This is a genomic window from Actinomadura opuntiae, assembly GCF_030283205.1.
Lineage (GTDB): Bacteria > Actinomycetota > Actinomycetes > Streptosporangiales > Streptosporangiaceae > Spirillospora.
This window is the reverse complement of record NZ_JASNWF010000006.1, coordinates 86087-106750: the sequence shown is the minus strand read 5'-3', so window position 1 is coordinate 106750 and position 20664 is coordinate 86087. Positions and strand designations below refer to the sequence as shown.

General features: G+C 73.9%; 3 protein-coding genes. All 3 read left to right on the top strand.

The window, feature by feature from the left end:
- Window positions 1–70: 70 nt before the first annotated feature.
- From QP089_RS14280 to QP089_RS14270, 3 genes are read left to right on the top strand one after another with little or no spacing between them, the layout of a single operon-like run.
- Window positions 71–244 carry a DUF5988 family protein gene (locus tag QP089_RS14280; protein ID WP_446474029.1) on the top strand — a complete coding sequence of 58 codons (174 nt, stop codon included), beginning with the start codon at window positions 71–73 and terminating at the stop codon, window positions 242–244.
- A 28-nt stretch (window positions 245–272) separates the two neighbouring features.
- Complete coding sequence (locus QP089_RS14275; protein ID WP_285912057.1) at window positions 273–10271, top strand: type I polyketide synthase; 9999 nt, start codon at window positions 273–275, stop codon at window positions 10269–10271.
- Window positions 10272–10277: 6 nt separating this feature from the next.
- Entirely contained in the window at window positions 10278–20660 is a 10383-nt protein-coding gene (locus QP089_RS14270; protein ID WP_285912056.1) for a type I polyketide synthase, read from the top strand.
- Window positions 20661–20664: the final 4 nt, after the last annotated feature.

Sequence of the window (20664 nt, the reverse complement as noted above, 5' to 3'; positions counted from 1 at the left end):
CCCCATGGACAGGACGAGAGACTCTCGCACCGAATCCGGCACGGCTCGCGCGGTCCTCGAGGGAGGGCCCGTGGACCTTCCGACCGAGCTGCGCGTGCTCCGGCACGCGCCCGCCGGCAGGACGCTCAAGCTGCCGCACCGCGGCGGTTACGAGCACTTCGAGCTGGCCGAGGAACCGCGCACCGGGGACGGCGAAGGCCCGCTGGTCTTCAGCTGGACCATGCGCACCAAGATCGCCGAATAGCCCGGCCGAGAGGGGGCGCGTGCCCGCGATGGCGAACGAAGCAAGGCTCAGGGACTACGTCAGGCGGCTCGCGATCGAGCTGGAGGAGGCCCAGGAGCACGCCCGCAGGGTCGAGGCGAGGGCGCGGGAGCAGATCGCGGTCGTCGCGGCGGCCTGCCGCTACCCCGGCGGCGTCCGCTCCCCCGAGGACCTGTGGTCCCTCGTCGGCGGCGGGCGCGACGCCATCGGCGAGTTCCCCGGCGACCGCGGCTGGGACCTGTCCGCGCTGTACGACCCGGACCCCGACACCGCCGGCACGTCCTACTCCCGGCACGGCGGCTTCCTCCACGACGCCGCCGAGTTCGACCCGGACTTCTTCGGGATGAGCCCCCGCGAGGCCCTGGCCACCGACCCGCAGCAGCGGCTGCTGCTCCAGACGTCGTGGGAGGCCATCGAGCGCGCGGGCATCGACCCGGCGTCACTGCGCGGCACCGCGACCGGTGTCTACGTCGGCGTCATGTACAACGACTACCGCACCCGCCATCACCACACTCCCCACGGCTATGAGGGTCTGCTGGGGACCGGCAGCGCCGCCAGCGTCGCGTCCGGCCGGATCGCCTACACCTTCGGGCTGGAGGGTCCGGCCGTCACGGTCGACACCGCGTGCTCGTCCTCGCTGGTCGCCCTCCATCAGGCGTGCACCGCCCTCCGCAGCGGCGAGGCGACCCTGGCTCTCGCCGGCGGCGCGACGGTGATGGCGACGCCCGAGGTCTTCATCGAGTTCAGCCGTCAACGCGGTCTGGCACCGGACGGACGGTGCAAGTCCTTCGCGGCGAGCGCGGACGGCACCGGCTGGTCCGAAGGCGCAGGAGTGCTGCTGCTGGAGCGTTTGTCGGACGCGCAGCGCAACGGACACCCTGTGCTCGCGGTCGTGCGCGGGTCCGCGGTCAACCAGGACGGTGCCAGCAACGGTCTCACTGCACCAAACGGCCCATCGCAGGAACGCGTCATCAGGGCTGCGCTGGCGAACGCCCAGGTGCCCCCGGACCAGGTCGACGCGGTGGAGGCGCACGGTACGGGGACGACGCTGGGCGACCCGATTGAGGCTCAGGCGCTGCTGGCCACCTATGGGCAGGACCGTGAACAGCCGCTGTGGTTGGGGTCGATCAAATCGAACTTGGGGCACACGCAAGCCGCCGCGGGTGTTGCTGGCGTGATCAAGATGATCATGGCCATGCGACACGGTCTTCTGCCGCAGACGTTGCATGTCGACCAGCCCAGCCCGCACGTCGACTGGAACAGCGGCAAAGTCCACCTGCTCACCGAACCGGTGCCCTGGAAGGAGAACGGTCACCCGCGCCGCGCCGCCGTCTCCTCATTCGGCATCAGCGGCACCAACGCCCACGTCATCCTCGAACAACCACCGGCCCCCGCCGAACCTGACACCGCGCCCGCGCACTCCGGACCGTTCGTATGGCCGGTCTCAGGCCATACCGAAGCGGCGCTGCGCGATCAGGCGGCCCGGCTGCGCGATCACCTCACCGACGAGCCCGCGGACCAGGTCGGGTACTCACTGGCCACCACCCGCACCACCTTCACCCACCGCGCCCTCATCCTCGACAACCACCGCGAAGCCCTCGCAGCGCTCGCGGACGGCCAACCCCACCCCGCCATCGCCTCCGGAGTCGCCAGCACGGGCAAGGTCGCCTATCTGCTCACCGGCCAAGGCAGCCAACGCCCCGGCATGGGTTCGCAGCTCTACGACACCTTCCCCATCTACGCCGAGACGTTCGACCAGATCAGCGAACACATCGGCCTGGACTTGCGCGGCGTCGACCCTGAGCAGCTCAACCAGACCCTCTACACGCAGACCAGCCTCTTCGCTCTCCAGGTCTCCCTCGCACGGCTCTTAGAAAGCCTGGGGCTGCGGCCTGATTACCTGCTCGGGCACTCCATCGGGGAACTGGCCGCCGCCCACCTCGCTGGCGTGCTCACCCTCCCCGACGCCTGCACCCTCGTCGCCGCTCGTGCCCGTTTAATGCAGGACTTGCCTGGCGGCGGCGCCATGGTCGCCATCCAAGCCACCGAAAACGAAATCGATCCCGACCTCATCGCCGCCATCAACACCTCCGACTCCCTCGTCATCTCCGGCGACGATGACGTCATCACCCCCATAGCCGAAGAGTTCAAGGCGCGAGGACGCAAAACCAAACGGCTCACCGTCAGCCATGCCTTCCACTCCCACCACATGGACGGCATGCTCGACCACTTCCACACCACCGCCGAAACCCTCACCTACCGCGCACCCACCATCCCGGTGATCTCCAACCTCACTGGTCAGGCCATCGACGAATTCGACGCCGACTACTGGGTCCGCCACGTCCGGCACGCGGTCCGCTTCGCCGACGGCGTCACCACACTCCACAAACACGGCGTCACCACCTACATCGAGCTCGGGCCCGATCCCGTCCTCACCGCACTCGCCCAAGAAACCCTCACCGACAGCGACGCCGCCTTCGTCCCGGCGCTGCGAGCCAAAGAACCCGAACGGCGGACCCTTTTCACGGCCATCGCACACGCGCCGAGGCCGAATTGGGAAGAGCTGTTCCCTGAGCCGCACCCCGCCACGGTCGAACTGCCCACCTACGCTTTCCAGAACCAGCCCTACTGGCTCGACCAGGCGGCGGGGCGTCCGCTGGAAATGGCCGACGGCCGAATCGTCCACTCCGGGCGCATCACGCCGGCGTCGTGCGTCGAACTCGTTCTGCGGGCCGGTGACCGGGTCGACGAGCTCACGCTGGAGCGGCCGCTCGCGTCGCCCGTCCAGGGGCAACTCGTCGTCGAGCCGCCGGACGGGCAGGGCAGGCGCGCGTTCGCGGTCCACTCCCGGGCCACCGACGACGAACCGTGGGAGCGGTTCGCGACGGGAGTCCTGGCGCCGGACGCGGCCGCGGCGATGGTGCCCGGCGCGCTGCTGGACGGTCTCCTCGCGGAGCTCCCCGACGGCCGGTTCCCGCACCTGTGGAACGGCGTGACGTTCCACGACGCCGACGACACCACGAACCTGGTCGTCGACCTGGCCCCGACCGGCGAGGAGGACACGGTCTCGGTCCTGCTCACCGATCCCTCGGGCGCGCCCGTCCTCACCGTGGACAGGCTGGTCACCCGGCCGGTCGAGCCCGGTGAGGCGTCGGCCGTGACCCGTTACGACGTCCTGTGGAAGGCCGTCGCCGCGCCTGACGAGATTCCCGAGATGGCGGTCCTGGCCGACGAAGCGCTCGCGAACGAGCTCGGCCTCCCCGTCTGTTCCGACCTTCCGGCCGTCGATGGTGCCCTCGTCGTCGTGGTCCCGGCCCTCGACGAGCGAGAGATCCGGGAGCTGCTCGGCACGGAAATCCCCTCGGGTGTCCGGGTGGCGTTCCTGACGCGGGGCGCGGACACCGACCCCACCATGGCGGCGATCTGGGGCCTGGTCCGGAGCGCGCAGCTCGAACGTCCCGGACGTTTCGCAGTGATCGACGCCGATGCCGAGCCCGCGTCCCTGAACGCCGTCCCCGCCGCGCTGGCCACCGGCGAGGAGCAGCTCGCCGTCCGCGCCGGAGAGGTGCGCGTGCCGCGCCTCGGCCGCGCGTCGGAGCGGCCCGGCGACGCGCCCCAGGCAGCGGGCACGGTCCTGGTCACCGGCGGGACCGGCGCTCTCGGCGGTCTCGCCGCCCGCCATCTGGCGTCCGCCCATCGCGCCGAACGGCTCGTCCTGGTCAGCGAACGCGGGCCGGCGGACGAAGGCGCCCGCGGGCTCCGCGCCGAGCTCGCCGGCCTCGGCGCGGAAGTCCACGTCGCCGCCTGCGACGTCACCGACCTCCGGGCCCTCCGGCGGCTGGTCGACGAGCATCCGCCCACCGCCGTGGTGCACACCGACCCGTACGCCGCCGACGCCGCCCGGAACCTGCATCTGCTCACCCGCGACCTCGACCTGACCGCGTTCGTGCTCTTCTCGTCGGTCGCGGGCACGCTCGGCTCGTCCGCAGATCCGGACCTCGCGGCGGCGAGCGCGGCCCTGGACGCGCTCGCCCGGCACCGCCGGGCCGCGGGGCTGCCCGCCACCTCGATCGCTTGGAGTCCGGAGCCGCTGCCGGAGGACCGGGCGGCGGCCGTGTTCGACGCGGCGCTGGCCTCCGGCGAGCCCGTCTTCGTTCCGGGACCGCTCGACGCGGGCGGGTACGGCGACGCGCCGCCGGCCGTCCTGCGGGACCTGGCCCGGAGGCCCGCCCGGCGCCGCGGCGCAACTCCCGCCTCGCCGCTCGCCCAGCGCCTGGCCGGGCTGCCGGAAGCCGAGCAGCGCGCCCTCCTGCTGGATCTCGTCCGGTCGCGGGTGGCGGCGGTGCTCGGGCACGCCGACGCCGGGGCCGTCGACTCCGGACGGGCGTTCAAGGACATGGGCTTCGACTCGCTGGCGGCGGTGACCCTGCGCAACCGGCTCGCTGAGGCCGCGGGGGTGCGGCTTCCCGCGACGCTGGTCTTCGACCATCCGTCGCCGCGGGCGCTGGCCGAGCACCTGCGCGGCGCGCTGCTCGGGCAGGGCGCCGGCACGGCGGCGGACCTGCGGCCGGGACGGCGGGCGGCCGACGACGAGCCGATCGTGATCGTCGCGATGGGCTGCCGCTACGCGGGCGGTGTCCGTGCGCCCGAGGACCTGTGGGACCTGGTCGCCGCGGGCCGCGATGCGGTCGCCGAGTTCCCTGCCGACCGCGGCTGGGACGTGGAGGCGATCTACGATCCCGACCCCGGGCGGTCCGGGACGACCTACACGCGGGCGGGCGGGTTCCTCTTCGACGCGGCCCATTTCGACCCTGAGTTCTTCGGGATGAGCCCCCGCGAGGCCATGGCGACCGATCCGCAGCAGCGGCTGCTCCTGGCGACCACCTGGGAGGCGTTCGAACGCGCCGGGATCGAGCCGTCGTCGTTGCGCGGGAGCAGGACGGGCGTCTTCGTCGGAGTGGTCTACCAGGACTACGGCGCCCGGCTGCATCCGGCGCCGGACGGCTTCGAGGGCTCGGTGGACATCGGCAGCGCGGGCAGCGTCGCCTCCGGCCGGGTCGCCTACACCTTCGGGCTCGAAGGCCCGGCCGTGACCGTCGACACCGCGTGCTCGTCGTCGCTCGTCGCGTTGCACCAGGCGTGCCAGGCACTCCGCAACGGCGAGTGCACGCTGGCCCTCGCGGGCGGCGCGACCGTCATGGCGACCCCGAACACTTTCATCGAGTTCAGCCGGCAGCGGGGGCTGGCGCCCGACGGGCGGTGCAAGCCGTTCGCGGCCGCCGCCGACGGCACGGGCTGGGGCGAGGGCGCCGGGATCCTGCTGCTGGAGCGCCTGTCGGACGCGCGGCGCAACGGCCACCCCATCCTGGCCACGATCCGCGGGTCGGCGGTCAACCAGGACGGCGCCAGCAACGGCCTCACCGCCCCCAACGGCCCCTCGCAACAGCGCGTCATCCGCGACGCCCTCACCAACGCCGGCCTCACCCCTGCCGACGTCGACGCCGTCGAAGCGCACGGCACCGGCACCACCCTCGGCGACCCGATCGAGGCGCAGGCCCTCATCGCCGCCTACGGGCAGGACCGCGACCGGCCGCTCTGGCTGGGCTCGGTGAAATCCAACATCGGCCACACCCAGGCCGCGGCCGGGGTCGCCGGGATCATCAAGATGGTCATGGCCATGCGGCACGGCCTGCTGCCCAAGACCCTGCACGTCGACGAGCCGACCCCGCACGTCGAATGGGACGGCGGCGACGTGGCGCTCCTCACCGAACCGGTCGTCTGGGAGCGCAACGGTCACCCCCGCCGCGCCGCGGTGTCGGCGTTCGGCATGAGCGGCACCAACGCGCACGTCATCATCGAGCAGGGCCCAGAGGAGGCGGCGCCTGCCGCCGACGAGCCCGCGGATGCGGGCGGCGCCGGGGCCGACCTGCCGTGGCTGATCTCCGCGAAAACCGAGCAGTCGTTGCGGGCCCAGGCCGAGCGCCTCCGCGCGCAGGTGGCCGAGGACGACGGCATCGACCTGCGCGGCGTCGCGCGCACGCTCGCGGGCAGGGCGACCTTCACGCACCGGGCCGTGGTGGTCGCCAGGGACCGCGCGGGTTTCCTCGCCGGTCTCGAAGGACTCGCCCAAGGTGAGGAAGTGGCCGGGGTCGCGCGGGGTGTCGCGGCGGCCTCACCTGGCAAGACGGTGTTCGTGTTCCCCGGCCAGGGATCTCAGTGGGTCGGGATGGCCACCCAGTTGATGGACGAACACCCCGCCTTCCGCGACCACATGCACGCCTGCGCCGACGCCCTGGCCCCCCACACCAACTGGTCCCTCATCGACACCCTCAACGACACCCACCACCCCCACCTGGACCGCCTCGACATCGTCCAACCCGCCCTCTTCGCCGTCATGACCTCCCTAGCCCACCTCTGGCAAACCCACCACACCCACCCCCACGCCGTCATCGGACACTCCCAAGGCGAAATCGCCGCCGCCTACACCGCAAAAGCCCTCACCCTCACCGACGCCGCCACCATCATCGCCCTCCGCAGCAAAGCCCTCACCACACTCTCCGGCCAAGGCGCCATGGCCTCCATCGCCCTCCCCGCAGACCACATCACCGAACTCCTGCGGCCCTGGGAACACCGGCTGAGCATCGCCGCCGTCAACGGCCCCTCGTCCGTCGTCATCGCCGGCGACGCCGACGCCCTCGACGGCCTCATGGAGCACTGCACCGCCGAAGGCGTCCGCGCACGCCGCATCGCCGTCGACTACGCCTCCCACTCGGCCCACGTCGAAGAGATCCATGACGAGCTGATCGACCTCCTCGCCGGGATCACCCCGCAGCGCAGCGAGATCGACTTCTACTCCACCGTCACCGGCGAACCCCTCGACACCACCCAGCTCAACGCCGAGTACTGGTACCAGAACCTCCGGCAGACCGTTCAGTTCGAACAGGCCACCCGCAGACTTCTGGACGACGGCCACACCACCTTCATCGAAGTCAGCCCGCACCCCGTTCTCACGGTCGGGCTGGCCGAGACGTTCGACGCGGCGGGCGCGGACGGCACGGCGGTGGCGATCGGGTCGCTGCGCCGCGGCGAGGGCGGGCGTGCGCGGTTCCTCACCTCGCTCGGCCAGGCGCACGCGCACGGCGCGCAGGTCGACTGGGACACGGTCCTCCCGGACGGCCCCGCCCAGCCGGTGCCGCTGCCCACCTACCCGTTCCAGGAGCGCCGGTACTGGCTGGACGCCGTGCCGGCGCGGGACCAGGACGTGGCGTCGGCGGGCCTGGCGCCCGCAGGGCATCCGCTTCTGGGCGCCGCGGTCGAGGCGGCCGAGGACGACGAGCTGCTCTTCACCGGACGGCTCGCGCTGAGCACCCATCCGTGGCTCGCCGACCACGCGGTCATGGGCACCGTGCTGCTGCCCGGGACGGCCTTCGCCGAGCTGGCGCTGCACGCCGCCGCCCGGCTCGGCTGCGACCGGATCGAGGAGCTGACGCTGGGCGCGCCGCTCATCGTGCCGGACGAGGGCGGAGTGCGGATCCAGGTCGTCGCGGGCCCGGCCGGCGAGGAGGGCGACCGTCCGATCGCCGTGTACTCCCGGCCGGAGGACGACGAGGCCGGAGGACCATGGACCCGGCACGCGGTCGGCACCCTGGGCGGCGAGGGCGCGGTCGCCCCGCAGGAGGACACCGGCCAGTGGCCGCCGCCCGGAGCGTCCGCCATCGACGTCGGCCCGCTCTACGACGAGCTTCTCGACCTCGGTTACCAGTACGGTCCGGTCTTCCGCGGCCTGCGCGCGGCATGGCGGGACGGAGACACCGTCTACGCCGAGGTCGCCCTGCCCGAGGACGCCGACCCGGCCGGATTCGGCATCCATCCGGCGCTGCTGGACGCCGCATTCCACGCGATGGCCCTCGGCACCGGTTCCGAAGGCGGTACCCGGCTCCCGTTCTCCCTGTCGGGGGTCGCCCTGCACGCCACCGGCGCCACGACGCTGCGGGTCCGGTTGACCGTCACCGGCGCCGACGGCGCGACGCTCGCCGTCACCGACCCGGCCGGGCAGCCCGTCGTGACGATCGACGAGCTGACGATCCGTGCCGTGCAGCCGGAGCAGCTGGCGGCCGCGGCGACCGGCGCCGGACGGCGCGACTCGCTCTACCGGACCGACTGGGTCGCCCTCCCGCAGGAGGGAACGCCTCCGGACGGCGAATGGGCGGTCCTCGGCCCGGACCCGAAGGACCTCGCCGGAGCACTGCGCGACGCGGGGATCCCGGCCCGCACCTACCGCGACCCCGGCGAGCTGACCACCACCCCGGTCATGGCCCTCGCCTCGTTCACCGGGGACGGCGGCTCCCCGCACGAACCCGTCCACCGGGCGCTGGACCTGCTCCGGGCATGGCTCGCCGACGACAGGTTCGCCGCCACCACGCTCGCGGTCGTCACCCACGGTGCGGTGGCGGTGGGCGAGGACGAGGACGTCCCCGACCTGGCCGCGGCACCCGTGTGGGGCCTGGTCCGCTCGGCGCAGACCGAGAACCCGGACCGGTTCGTGCTGCTCGATCTCGACGGCGAGGAAAGCTCGCGGCGGTCCGCCGCGGCCGCGCTCGGCTGCGGCGAGCCGCAGCTGGCGATCCGGCGGAGCCGGCCGCTGGTGCCGCGGCTGGCGCGGGCCGCCGAGGACGGCGCGGCGCCGGCGCTGGACCCGGACGGCACGGTCCTCGTCGCGGGCGGGACCGGGGTCATCGGCGGACTGGTCGCCCGGCACCTGGTCGCCGAGCACGGCGTCCGGCACCTGCTGCTGGCCGGCCGCCGCGGCCCCGAGGCCGAGGGCGCCCGGGAACTGGCCGCCGAGCTGACCGCCGCGGGCGCCACCGTCACCGTCGCCGCGTGCGACCTGGCCGAGCGCGACGCGGTGGCGGGGCTGCTCGGCACCGTCCCGGCCGACCACCCGCTGACCGCGGTCGTCCACACCGCGGGCGTCCTGGACGACGGCGTCCTGCAGTCGCTGACCCCCGAGCGGCTCGACGCCGTCCTGCGTCCCAAGGTCGACGCGGGACGGAACCTGCACGAGCTCACCCGCGACCTGCCGCTCACCGCGTTCGTGCTGTTCTCCTCGGTCGCGGGGGTCCTCGGCGCCCCCGGCCAGGCCAACTACGCCGCCGCCAACGCCTACCTCGACGCCCTCGCCCACCACCGGCGCGCCGCCGGGCTGCCCGCCACCGCGCTCGCCTGGGGCCTGTGGGCCGAGGCCAGCGGGATGACCGGCCACCTTGAGCAGGCGGACCTGGCCCGGATGGGCCGGACCGGCGTGCAACCGCTGACGACCGGGGAGGGCCTGGCCCTGCTCGACGCGGCGCTGCGCACGGGCCGCGCGGCCGCCGTACCCGCGAAGCTGGACATGCGGGCGCTGCGCGCGCAGGCCGCCGCCGGCCTGGTCCCGCCGATCCTGCGCGGGCTGGTCCGCACCACGGCGCGGCGCGCCGCGGGCGACCGGCCGTCCGGCGGCGCGCTGCTCGACCAGCTGGCCGCCGTACCGGGGCCCGACCGCGAGCGGGTGGTCGCCGAATTCGTCCGCGGGCAGGTCGCCACCGTGCTCGGGCACGCCGGACCGGCCGCCGTCGACGCCGACCGCGGCTTCATGGAACTGGGCTTCGACTCCCTCACCGCCGTGGAGTTCCGCAACCGCCTCAACGCGGCAACCGGCCTGCGGCTGCCCGCCACCGCGCTGTTCGACCACCCCACGGTGACCGCGCTCACCGCGCTGCTGCTGGAGAAGATCACCCCGCCCGACGCCGACCCCGCGCGGGCCGCGCTGGACACGCTCGAGTCCGCCCTCCCGGACCTCCGCTCCGACCGGGACGCGCGGTCCCGGCTGTCGGACCGGCTGCGCGAGTTCCTCGTGCGCCTCGACCAGGAGGAGCACGCGCTGGCGACGGCCCCGCTGCGGGAGATCGGCTCCGCGACCGACGACGAGATCTTCGACTTCATCGACAACGAGCTCGGAATTGAGAGTTGACGTCGCATGGCCAACGAGGACAAGCTCCGCGACTACCTCAAGCGGGTGACCAACGACCTGCAGCGGGCCAGGCAGCGCCTGAACGAGGTCGAGGCGCGGGCGCGGGAGCCGATCGCGATCGTGGCGACGGCCTGCCGCTACCCCGGCGGCATCGGCTCGGCCGACGACCTGTGGAACCTGGTCGCCCGCGGCGAGGACGCCGTCAGCGACTTCCCCGCCCGGCCGGGCTGGGACCCGCGGCGCCTCTACGACCCCGACCCCGACCACCCCGGGACCGTCACCACCACCCGGGGCGGGTTCCTGCACCGCGCCGCCGAGTTCGACCCGGACTTCTTCGGGATGAGCCCCCGCGAGGCCCTCGCCACCGACCCCCAGCAACGGCTGCTGCTCCAGACCACCTGGGAGGCGCTGGAGAACGCCCGCATCACGCCCGCGTCACTCCACGGCACCGCGACCGGCGTCTACGTCGGCATCATGTACAACGACTACCGCACCCGCCATCACCACATCCCCCACGGCTATGAGGGGCTGCTGGGGACCGGCAGTGCCGCGAGTGTCGCGTCCGGCCGGATCGCCTACACCCTCGGCCTCCAGGGTCCGGCCGTCACCGTCGACACCGCGTGCTCGTCCTCGCTCGTCGCCCTCCACCAGGCCTGCCACGCTCTCCGCACCGGCGAATGCACGCTCGCCATCGCCGGCGGCGCGACGGTGATGGCCACGCCCGAGGTCTTCATCGAGTTCAGCCGTCAACGCGGCCTGGCGCCGGACGGACGGTGCAAGTCCTTCGCGGCGAGCGCGGACGGCACCGGCTGGTCCGAAGGCGCGGGAGTGCTGCTGCTGGAGCGTTTGTCGGACGCACAGCGCAACGGACACCCCGTCCTCGCTGTCGTGCGCGGGTCCGCGGTCAACCAGGACGGCCGAAGCAGCCAGCTGAGCGCCCCGAGCGGGACATCCCAGCAGCGAGTGATCCGGGCGGCGCTGGCCAGCGCGGGGCTGACGACGAGCGACGTCGACGCGGTGGAAGGCCACGGCACGGGGACGACGCTCGGTGATCCGATCGAGGCTCAGGCCCTGCTCGCCACCTACGGCCAGGACCGCGAACAGCCGCTCTGGCTGGGGTCGATCAAATCCAACCTTGGCCACACTCAAGCCGCCGCGGGTGTTGCGGGCGTCATCAAGATGGTCATGGCCATGCGCCACGGCCTCCTCCCCCGAACCCTGCACGTCGACGAGCCGAGCCCGCAGGTCGAGTGGTCGGCCGGAGCGGTCGAGTTGCTGACCGAGCCGGTTCCCTGGAAGGAGAACGGCCACCCGCGCCGCGCCGCCGTCTCCTCCTTCGGAGTCAGCGGCACCAACGCCCACGTGATCCTCGAACAGGCGCCCGCGATCGAGGAGCCGGAGGCCGACCCGACGGCAACGGGCCCCGCCGTCTGGCCGATCTCCGCTCGCACATCCGCCGCCCTGCGCGACCAGGCCGCCCGTCTCCGCGACCACCTCACCGACGAGCCCGTGGACCAGGTCGGCTACTCACTGGCCACCACCCGCACCACCTTCACCCACCGCGCCCTCATCCTGAACAACCACCACGAGGCCCTCGCAGCGCTCGCCGCCGGACAACCGCACCCCGCCATCGCCTCCGGAGTCGCCAGCTCAGGGAAGATCGCCTATCTGCTCACCGGACAGGGCAGCCAACGCCCCGGCATGGGCCAAGAGCTGTACGACACCTTCCCCATTTACGCCGAGACGTTCGATGAGATAAGCGAACACATCGGATTGGATCTGCGGGACATCGACCCCGACGACCTCAACCAAACCCTCTACACCCAGACCAGCCTGTTCGCCCTCCAGGTCTCCCTCGCCCGACTCCTGGAAAGCCTCGGTCTGCGGCCGGACTATCTGCTCGGCCACTCCATCGGGGAACTGGCCGCCGCACATCTCGCCGGCGCCCTCACCCTCCCCGACGCCTGCACCCTGGTCGCCGCCCGCGCCCGCCTGATGCAAGACCTGCCCGGTGGCGGCGCCATGGTCGCTATTCAAGCCACCGAAAGTGAAATCGACGCGGAACTGATTGCTGCTATCAACACTCCCGATTCCCTCGTCATCTCCGGAGACGATGACGTGGTCAGCAGGGTCGCCGAAGAGTTCAAGGCGCGAGGACGCAAAACCAAACGGCTCACCGTCAGCCATGCCTTCCACTCCCCCCACATGGACGGCATGCTCGACCACTTCCACACCACCGCCCAATCACTCACCTACCGGGCCCCCACCATCCCGGTAATCTCCAACCTCACCGGCCAAATCGTTCAACAATTCGACGCCGACTACTGGGTCCAACACGTCCGCCACACCGTCCGCTTCGCCGACGGCATCCACACCCTCCACCAGCACGGCGCCACCACCTACATCGAACTCGGACCCGACCCCATCCTCACCGCCCTGGCCCAAGAAACCCTCACCGACGCCACCTTCACCCCAGCACTCCGCACCGGACACCCCGAAACCCACACCACACTCACCGCCGCCGCCCACGCACCCAAACCCGACTGGGCACGCCTCTACCCCGAGCCGCGGCCCACGGTCACGCTCCCCACCTATCCCTTCCAGAACCGGCCCTACTGGCTCGAAGAGCGCGCCGAGGCAGGGCTGCTGGAGACCGTGGTGGAGATGCCCGACGGGCGGACGATCCACAGCGGCCGGCTCTCCCGGCGCACCCATCCGTGGCTGAACGACCACGCCATCGCCGGTGTCCTCCTGGTCCCCGGCACCGCGTTCGTCGAGTTGGCGCTCCACGCGGGCGACCATCTGGAGGAACTCGTCCTACAGGCGCCGCTTCCCGTGCCGGAGGACGGCGACGTGCAGGTGCAGGTCATCGTCGAGGTTCCGGACGAGTCCGGGCGGCGCGGCCTCACGGTCCACGCGCGTCCGCACGACGACGAGCCCTGGACGGCGCACGCCACCGGCACGCTGGCACCGGACGCGGCCGAGGCAACGCGGCGGCTGGAGCAGTGGCCTCCGCCGGGTGCCGTGCCGCTCGACCTGGAGGGTCTGTACGAGCGGCTCGCCGACCAGGGGTACGGCTACGGCCCGGCCTTCCGGGGCCTTTCGGCGGCGTGGCGGCTGGGCGAGGAGCTGTACGCGGAGATCGGCCCGCTCGACGAGGGCTCGGGGCATCGTCTCCATCCGGCGCTCCTGGACGCCGCGCTGCATCCGCTGCTGGCCGATCCGCAGGAGCCGGAGGTGCGGCTCCCGTTCACCTGGTCCGGGGTCGCGCTGCACGCGACCGGCGCGACGGCGCTGCGGGTCCGGCTGGTGCCGTCCGGCGACGACTCGGTGTCCCTGACGGCCGCCGATCACATGGGGGCTCCCGTCGCGACCGTCGAAGGGCTCATCACGCGCGCCGCGCGGCCCGTGCATACCGAGCCGATCTTCGAGCCCGGCTGGACCGCGGTCCCGGTCCCCTCCCCCGCGCCCGCCGGTTCCTGGACGGAGCTCGGCCCCGGCGACTCTCTCCCCACTGACGAGATCCCCGCCATCGTCGCCGCGTCCTGCCGCACCGAGGTGAACGGCGACGACGTCGCCGGGGCCGTCCGGGCGGCCACCGGCCGGGCGCTGCAGCTCGCGCAGGACTGGCTGGCCGACGACCGGTTCGCCGCCTCCCGGCTCGTCTTCGTGACCGAGGGCGCGACGGACGGGCGGGACCCGGCCGCCGCGTCGGTGTGGGGGCTGATCCGTTCGGCCCAGCTCGAACATCCGGGCCGATTCGCGCTCATCGACCTGGACGGCGAGGAGGTCACGGCCCAGGCGCTTCCCATGGCGCTCGCCGCCGGCGAACCGCAGGTCGCGGTGCGCGCCGGCGCGCTCTTCGCACCCCGCCTGACCCGGCTTCCCGCACCGTCCGACGAGCCGTCCTCCTCGCTCGCGGCGGGGGGAACCGTGCTGGTCACGGGCGCCACCGGGACGCTCGGCAGGCTGGTGGCCCGGCGGCTGGTCACCGACCACGGCGTGGACCGTCTGCTCCTGGTGAGCCGCCGCGGCGCCGAGGCGCCCGGCGCTTCCGGCCTGGAGGCGGAGCTGACCGCGCTCGGCGCGACGGTCCGGCTCGTCGCCTGCGACGTCGCCGACCCCGACCGGCTTCGTTCGCTGCTGGAGGAGATCCCGGCCGAGCATCCGCTGACCGCGGTCGTGCACGCCGCGGGCGTGATCGACGACGGCGTGATCGACGCGCTCACCCCGGCCCGGCTCGACACCGTGCTGCGGCCGAAGGCCGACGCCGCCTGGAACCTGCACCTGCTCACCCGGGACCTGGACCTGTCGGCGTTCGTGCTGTTCTCGTCCGCCGCGGGCACGGTCGGCAGCCCCGGGCAGGGCGGGTACGCGGCGGCCAACGCCTTCCTCGACGCGCTCGCGACGCACCGGCGGACCGAGGGCCTGCCGGCGACGTCGCTGGCCTGGGGGCTGTGGGCGCAGGCCAGCGGCATGACCGGAGACCTCGACGAGGCGGACCTGGCCAGGATCGCCCGGTCCGGCATGACCCCGCTCACCGCCGAGGAGGGCCTGGCCCTGTTCGATCGGGCGCTCGCGCTCGACCTGCCCGTGGCCGTCCCGGCCCGGATCGACATGGCGGCCCTTCGCGGCCTCGCCGGAACGGACCTGCTGCCCGCCCCGCTCCGGGGCCTGATCCGCGCGCCGGGCCGGCGGACCACCGCCGCGGGCGCCGGGACGGCGGCGCCCGGCCTGGCCGCGCTCGCCCCGGACGAGCTGGAGGACGCCGTCCGGGCGATCGTGCGCGCCCAGGTCGCCCTGGTCCTCGGTCACGCGGCGCCCGACGACGTCGACGAGTCGCGCGCGTTCAAGGAGCTGGGCTTCGACTCGCTGACCGCGGTGGAGCTGCGCAACCGGCTGAACGCGGCGACGGGGCTGCGGCTGCCCGCGACCCTGGTCTTCGACCATCCGACGCCCGCCGTGCTCGCCCGCCACATCCGGGACGAGATCGGGGGCGGCGGGACGGCGGCGCCCCAGGCGGCCGCCGCGGCCGTCGACGAACCGGTCGCGATCGTGGGCATCGGCTGCCGCTACCCCGGCGGCGTCGCCTCGGCCGGCGACCTGTGGGACCTGGTCGCGGGCGGGGTGGACGCGGTGAGCGGCTTTCCCGAGCAGCGCGGCTGGGACGTGGCCGCGCTGTACGACCCGGACCCGGACGCGAAGGGCAAGACCTACACCCGGCACGGCGGCTTCCTGCACGACGCCGCCGCCTTCGACCCCGGGTTCTTCGGCATGAGCCCGCGCGAGGCCCTCGCGACCGACCCGCAGCACCGCCTCCTGCTGGAGACCTCGTGGGAGGCGTTCGAGAACGCCGGGATCGATCCGGCCTCGCTGCGCGGCAGCCGCACCGGCGTGTACGTGGGCGTGATGTACAACGACTACCGCACCCGCCTGCACACCGCCCCCGAGGGCTTCGAGGGCTTCCTCGGCACGGGCAGCGCGGGCAGCGTCGCCTCCGGCCGGGTCGCCTACGTCTTCGGTCTCGAAGGCCCGGCCGTCACCCTGGACACGGCCTGCTCGTCCTCGCTAGTGGCCCTCCACCAGGCGGCCCACGCCCTCCGCCAGGGCGAGTGCACGCTCGCGCTCGCGGGCGGCGTCACGGTCATGGCCACGCCGGACGTGTTCGTCGATTTCAGCCGGCAGCGCGGGCTCTCGCCGGACGGGCGGTGCAAGCCGTTCGCCGCCGCCGCCGACGGCACAGGCTGGTCCGAGGGCGCCGGCGTCCTGCTGCTGGAACGGCTGTCGGACGCCCGGCGCAACGGCCATCCGGTCCTCGCGGTGGTGCGCGGGTCCGCGGTCAACCAGGACGGCGCCAGCAACGGCCTGACCGCGCCCAACGGCCCCTCTCAGCAGCGGGTCATCCGGGCGGCGCTGGCCAACGCGGGCCTCGGACCCGCCAACGTGGACGCGGTCGAGGCGCACGGGACCGGCACCACCCTCGGCGACCCCATCGAGGCCCAGGCGCTCCTTGCGACCTACGGGCGGGACCGCGATCGCCCGCTGTGGCTCGGCTCCGTCAAGTCCAACCTCGGGCACACCCAGGCCGCCGCCGGGGCCGCCGGGATCATCAAAATGATCATGGCCATGCGGGCGGGGACGCTGCCGAAGAGCCTGCACATCGACGCGCCGTCCCCGCACGTCGACTGGGACGCCGGCGACGTCAGCCTGCTCACCGAGGCCGTTCCCTGGAAGTACGAGGGGCGTCCGCGGCGGGCCGCCGTCTCGTCGTTCGGGATCAGCGGCACCAACGCCCACGTCATCATCGAGCAGGCTACCCTCGCCGACGAGGACGACCCAGCCGATGACGGCAACGACGATGGCGGCACCGTCGTCGCGTGGCCGCTGTCCGCCCGGACCGAGGACGCGCTGCGCGACCAGGCCCGGCGGTTGGCCGCCCACCTGGACGACCACCCGGAGCAGCCGCCCGCGGCGATCGGGTACTCGCTGGCCACCACGCGCGCCTCGTTCGAGCACCGCGCGGTCGTCGTCGGAGATGACCGCGCCGAACTCGCGGCGGGCCTGGCGGCGCTCGCCGCCGGAGATGGCGCGCCCAACCTGGCTCGCCCGCCCGTCTCGTCCGGCGGCACAGCGTTCCTGTTCACCGGCCAGGGCAGCCAGCGTCCCGGAATGGGCCTGGAGCTGTACGACGCCTTCCCGGTGTTCGCGGAGGCGTTCGACGAGGTGTCCGCGGGGCTCGGCCTCGACCTGCGCCGCGTCCTGGCCGACCGGAACGACCTGCTCGACCAGACCCTCTACACGCAGACCGGGCTGTTCGCCCTCCAGGTGGCGCTCTTCCGGCTCCTGGAGTCGTTCGGCGCCGAGCCGACCCACCTCATCGGCCACTCCATCGGCGAGCTCACCGCGGCCCACGTCGGCGGCGTCCTCACGCTGCCCAACGCGTGCGCGCTGGTCTCCGCGCGCGCCCACCTGATGCAGGAGCTGCCCGGCGGCGGCGAGATGATCGCGATCCAGGCCACCGAGGAGGAGGTTGCGCCGAGGCTCACCGGCGGGGCGTCCATCGCGGCCGTCAACACCCCCGGTTCCCTCGTGGTCTCCGGCGACCCCGCCGCCGTCACCGCCATCGCCGCCGAGTTCACCGGCATGGGCCGCAAGACCAAGCGGCTCAACGTCAGCCACGCCTTCCACTCGCCCCACATGGACGGCATGCTCGACGACTTCCGGACGGTCGCCGAGAGCCTCGCCTACCGGCCGGCCGCGATCCCGATCGTGTCCAACCTCACCGGCGAGCTCCAGCGCGACTTCACGCCCGGCCACTGGGTCGAGCACGTCCGCGGCACCGTCCGGTTCGCCGCCGGAGCCCGCCTGCTGGGCGACCTCGGCGTCACCACCTGCCTGGAACTCGGCCCGGACCCCACGCTCTGCGCCCTCGTCCAGGAGACCCTCGAGGACGGGCCCGTGGTCGCCGTCCCGGCGCTCCGCAAGGGACGGCCCGAGCCCCACACACTGCTCATGGCCGTCGCCCACACCGCCGCGCCCGACTGGCGCGCCCTCTACACCGAGCGCGTCCCCCGCACCGTGGAGCTGCCCACCTACCCGTTCCAGAACGAGACCTACTGGCTCCCCACACCGCCCTCCACCGGCAACGCGACCGACCTCGGGCTCGTCCCGGCCGAGCATCCGATGCTGGCGGCCGCGGTCACGCTCGCCAACGGCGAGGGCCATCTGCTGACCGGACGGCTCAGCGCGCACGCCCACCCCTGGCTCACCGAGCACGGCATCGCCGGGACGCCCCTGCTGCCGGGCACCGCGCTGGTCGAGTTCGCGCTGCACGCGGGGCGGCGGCTCGGCTGCCCCCGGGTGGAGGAGCTGATGCTCCGGGCGCCGATCGCGGTCGCCGAACCCGTCCACGTCCAGGTCCACGCCGGCGCGCCCGACGACGCCGGCCGCCGCCCGATCACCGTGTCCGCGCGCCACGAGCAGGCCGACCCCGACGACTGGACCACGCACGCGACCGGCACCCTGGCGCCCGCGCCCGAGGCCGCTCCCGCGTCCGGCGCCGCCGAATGGCCGCCGCCGGAGGCCGCACCGGTCGACGTCGACGACCTCTACGAGCGCCTCGCGGACGTGGGCTACCAGTACGGGCCACTGTTCCAGGGGCTCCAGAAGGCGTGGAAGGCCGGCGAGGACCTCTACGCCGAGGTGGCGTTGCCGGACGACGGCCCGGGCACGGGCGAGGGCGAGTACGCGATCCACCCGGCGCTCTTCGACGCCGCCCTGCACGCGAGCGTCCTGACCACGGAGGACGCCGCGCAGGCGCGCGTCCCGTTCGCCTGGTCCGACGTCACGGTTCATCAGGCGAACGCCACGGCCCTGCGCGTCCGGCTAAGCCCCACGGGTGAGGAGTCGATGTCCCTGACCCTCACCGATGCGGCCGGGGCGCCGGTGCTCACGGTCGGCGAGCTCACCGCACGGCCCCTCACGCGCGACCAGCTTCCCGGCAACGCGCACCTCAACGCGCTCTTCACGCTCGATTGGAAGCCCGCGCCGCTCCCCGCCGGGGACGGGGCCAGCGGCACGCTCGGGGTCCTCGGCGCCCCGGACCTCGCCGAGGACCTGGCGCGGAACGGCATCGACGCGACCGTCCACGCCGACCTCGACGCGCTGCGCGCCTCCGTCGCGGACGGCCCCGCGCCGCCGGCCGTCCTCACCGCCGGACGCGACGTCCACGACGCGCTCGCGCTGATCCAGGAATGGCTGCGGGCCGACGAACTCGCCGACCTCCCGCTCGCCTTCCTCACTCAGGGCGCGGTCGCCGCCGACGACGCCGACACCGTCCCCGATCCCGCCGCCGCCACGCTCTGGGGGCTGCTGCGCACGGCGCAGGTCGAGGAGCCCGACCGGTTCCTGATCGTCGACAGCGACGGCACCCCGGCCTCGCACCGGTCCCTGCCCGCCGCGCTGGCCTCGGGCGAGCCGCAGCTCGCGCTCCGCGACGGCGCGGCCCGCACGCCGGTCCTCGTCCGCCGCAAGCCGGCCGAGCCGGCCGACCCGGGCGCCGAGACCCCGGCGCGGTTCGACCCCGACGGCACCGTGCTCGTCACCGGCGCCACCGGCACGCTCGGCCGGCACATCGCGCGGCACCTCGCCGGCCGCCACCGCGCCGGGCACCTGCTGCTGGTCAGCAGGCGCGGAGCCGAGGCGGAGGGCGCGGCCGAGCTCAAGGACGAACTCGCCGCCCTCGGCGCCGACGTCCGCTTCGCCGCCTGCGACATCGCCGACGAGGCGGCGGTGCGCGACCTCCTCGGCGGCATCTCCCCCGACCACCCCCTCGCCGCGGTGGTGCACACCGCCGGCGTCCTCGACGACGGCACGCTCGCGACGCTCACCGCCGAGCAGCTGGACGCGGTCCTGCGCCCCAAGGTCGACGCGGCCTGGAACCTGCACCGGCTCACGCTCGACCACGCGCCGTCGGCCTTCGTGCTCTTCTCCTCCACCGCCGGGACGCTGGGCTCGCCCGGCCAGGCCAACTACGCCGCGGCCAACGCCTACCTCGACGCGCTCGCCCGGCACCGGCACGCCCGGGGCCTTCCCGCGACCTCGCTCGCCTGGGGGCTGTGGGCCGAGAGCGGCGGCATGACGGGCCACCTCGACGACGCCGACCTGGCCCGCATCGGCCGCGGCGGCATCGTCCCGCTCACCACCGAGCACGGGCTGGAGCTGTTCGACGCGGGCCTCGCGCTCGGCGAGCCGGCCGCCATGACCGCGCGACTCGACCTGCCGGCCCTGCGCGCGGGCGCCCGGTCCGGGAACCTGCCCTGCGTGCTGCGCGAGCTGGTGCCGGTCCGGGCCCGGCGGGACGCCTCGTCCGGCGCGTTCGCGCGGCGGCTGGCCGAGACCCCGGACGCCGACCGCGGGGCGCTGGTCCTGGACCTGGTCCGCGCGAACGTGGCGACGGTGCTGGGGCACTCCGACGCGTCGGCCGTCGACGACGAGCGCGCGTTCAAGGACCTGGGCTTCGACTCGCTCACCGCCGTCGAGCTCCGCAACCTCCTCGGCGCGGCCACCGGGCTCCGGCTCCCGGCGACGCTGGTCTTCAACCATCCGAGCCCGGCCGCGCTGGCCGAGTACGTGCTGGCCCGGCTCGGGCCGCCGGCGGCCGCGGACGACCCCGCCGAACGGCGCCTGCGGGCGGCGCTGCCGTCCATCCCCTTCGCCAGGATCCGCGACGCGGGGCTGGTGGAGGTGCTGCTGCGGCTCGCCGACCCGGCCGCCGAGGCCGGCGCGGGCGCGGGCGGCCCGGACGCCGCCGGCGCCGAGCCCGCATCGATCGACGCGATGGACACCGAGAGCCTGATCAGGCTGGCACTGCAGGACGACGAGGCGTAACGAC

Bases quoted from the DNA above. Each gene is read 5' to 3' on its own strand.
- QP089_RS14275 (WP_285912057.1), top strand. From the start codon at position 273: ATGGCGAACGAAGCAAGGCTCAGGGACTACGTCAGGCGGCTCGCGATC.
- QP089_RS14270 (WP_285912056.1), top strand. From the start codon at position 10,278: ATGGCCAACGAGGACAAGCTCCGCGACTACCTCAAGCGGGTGACCAAC.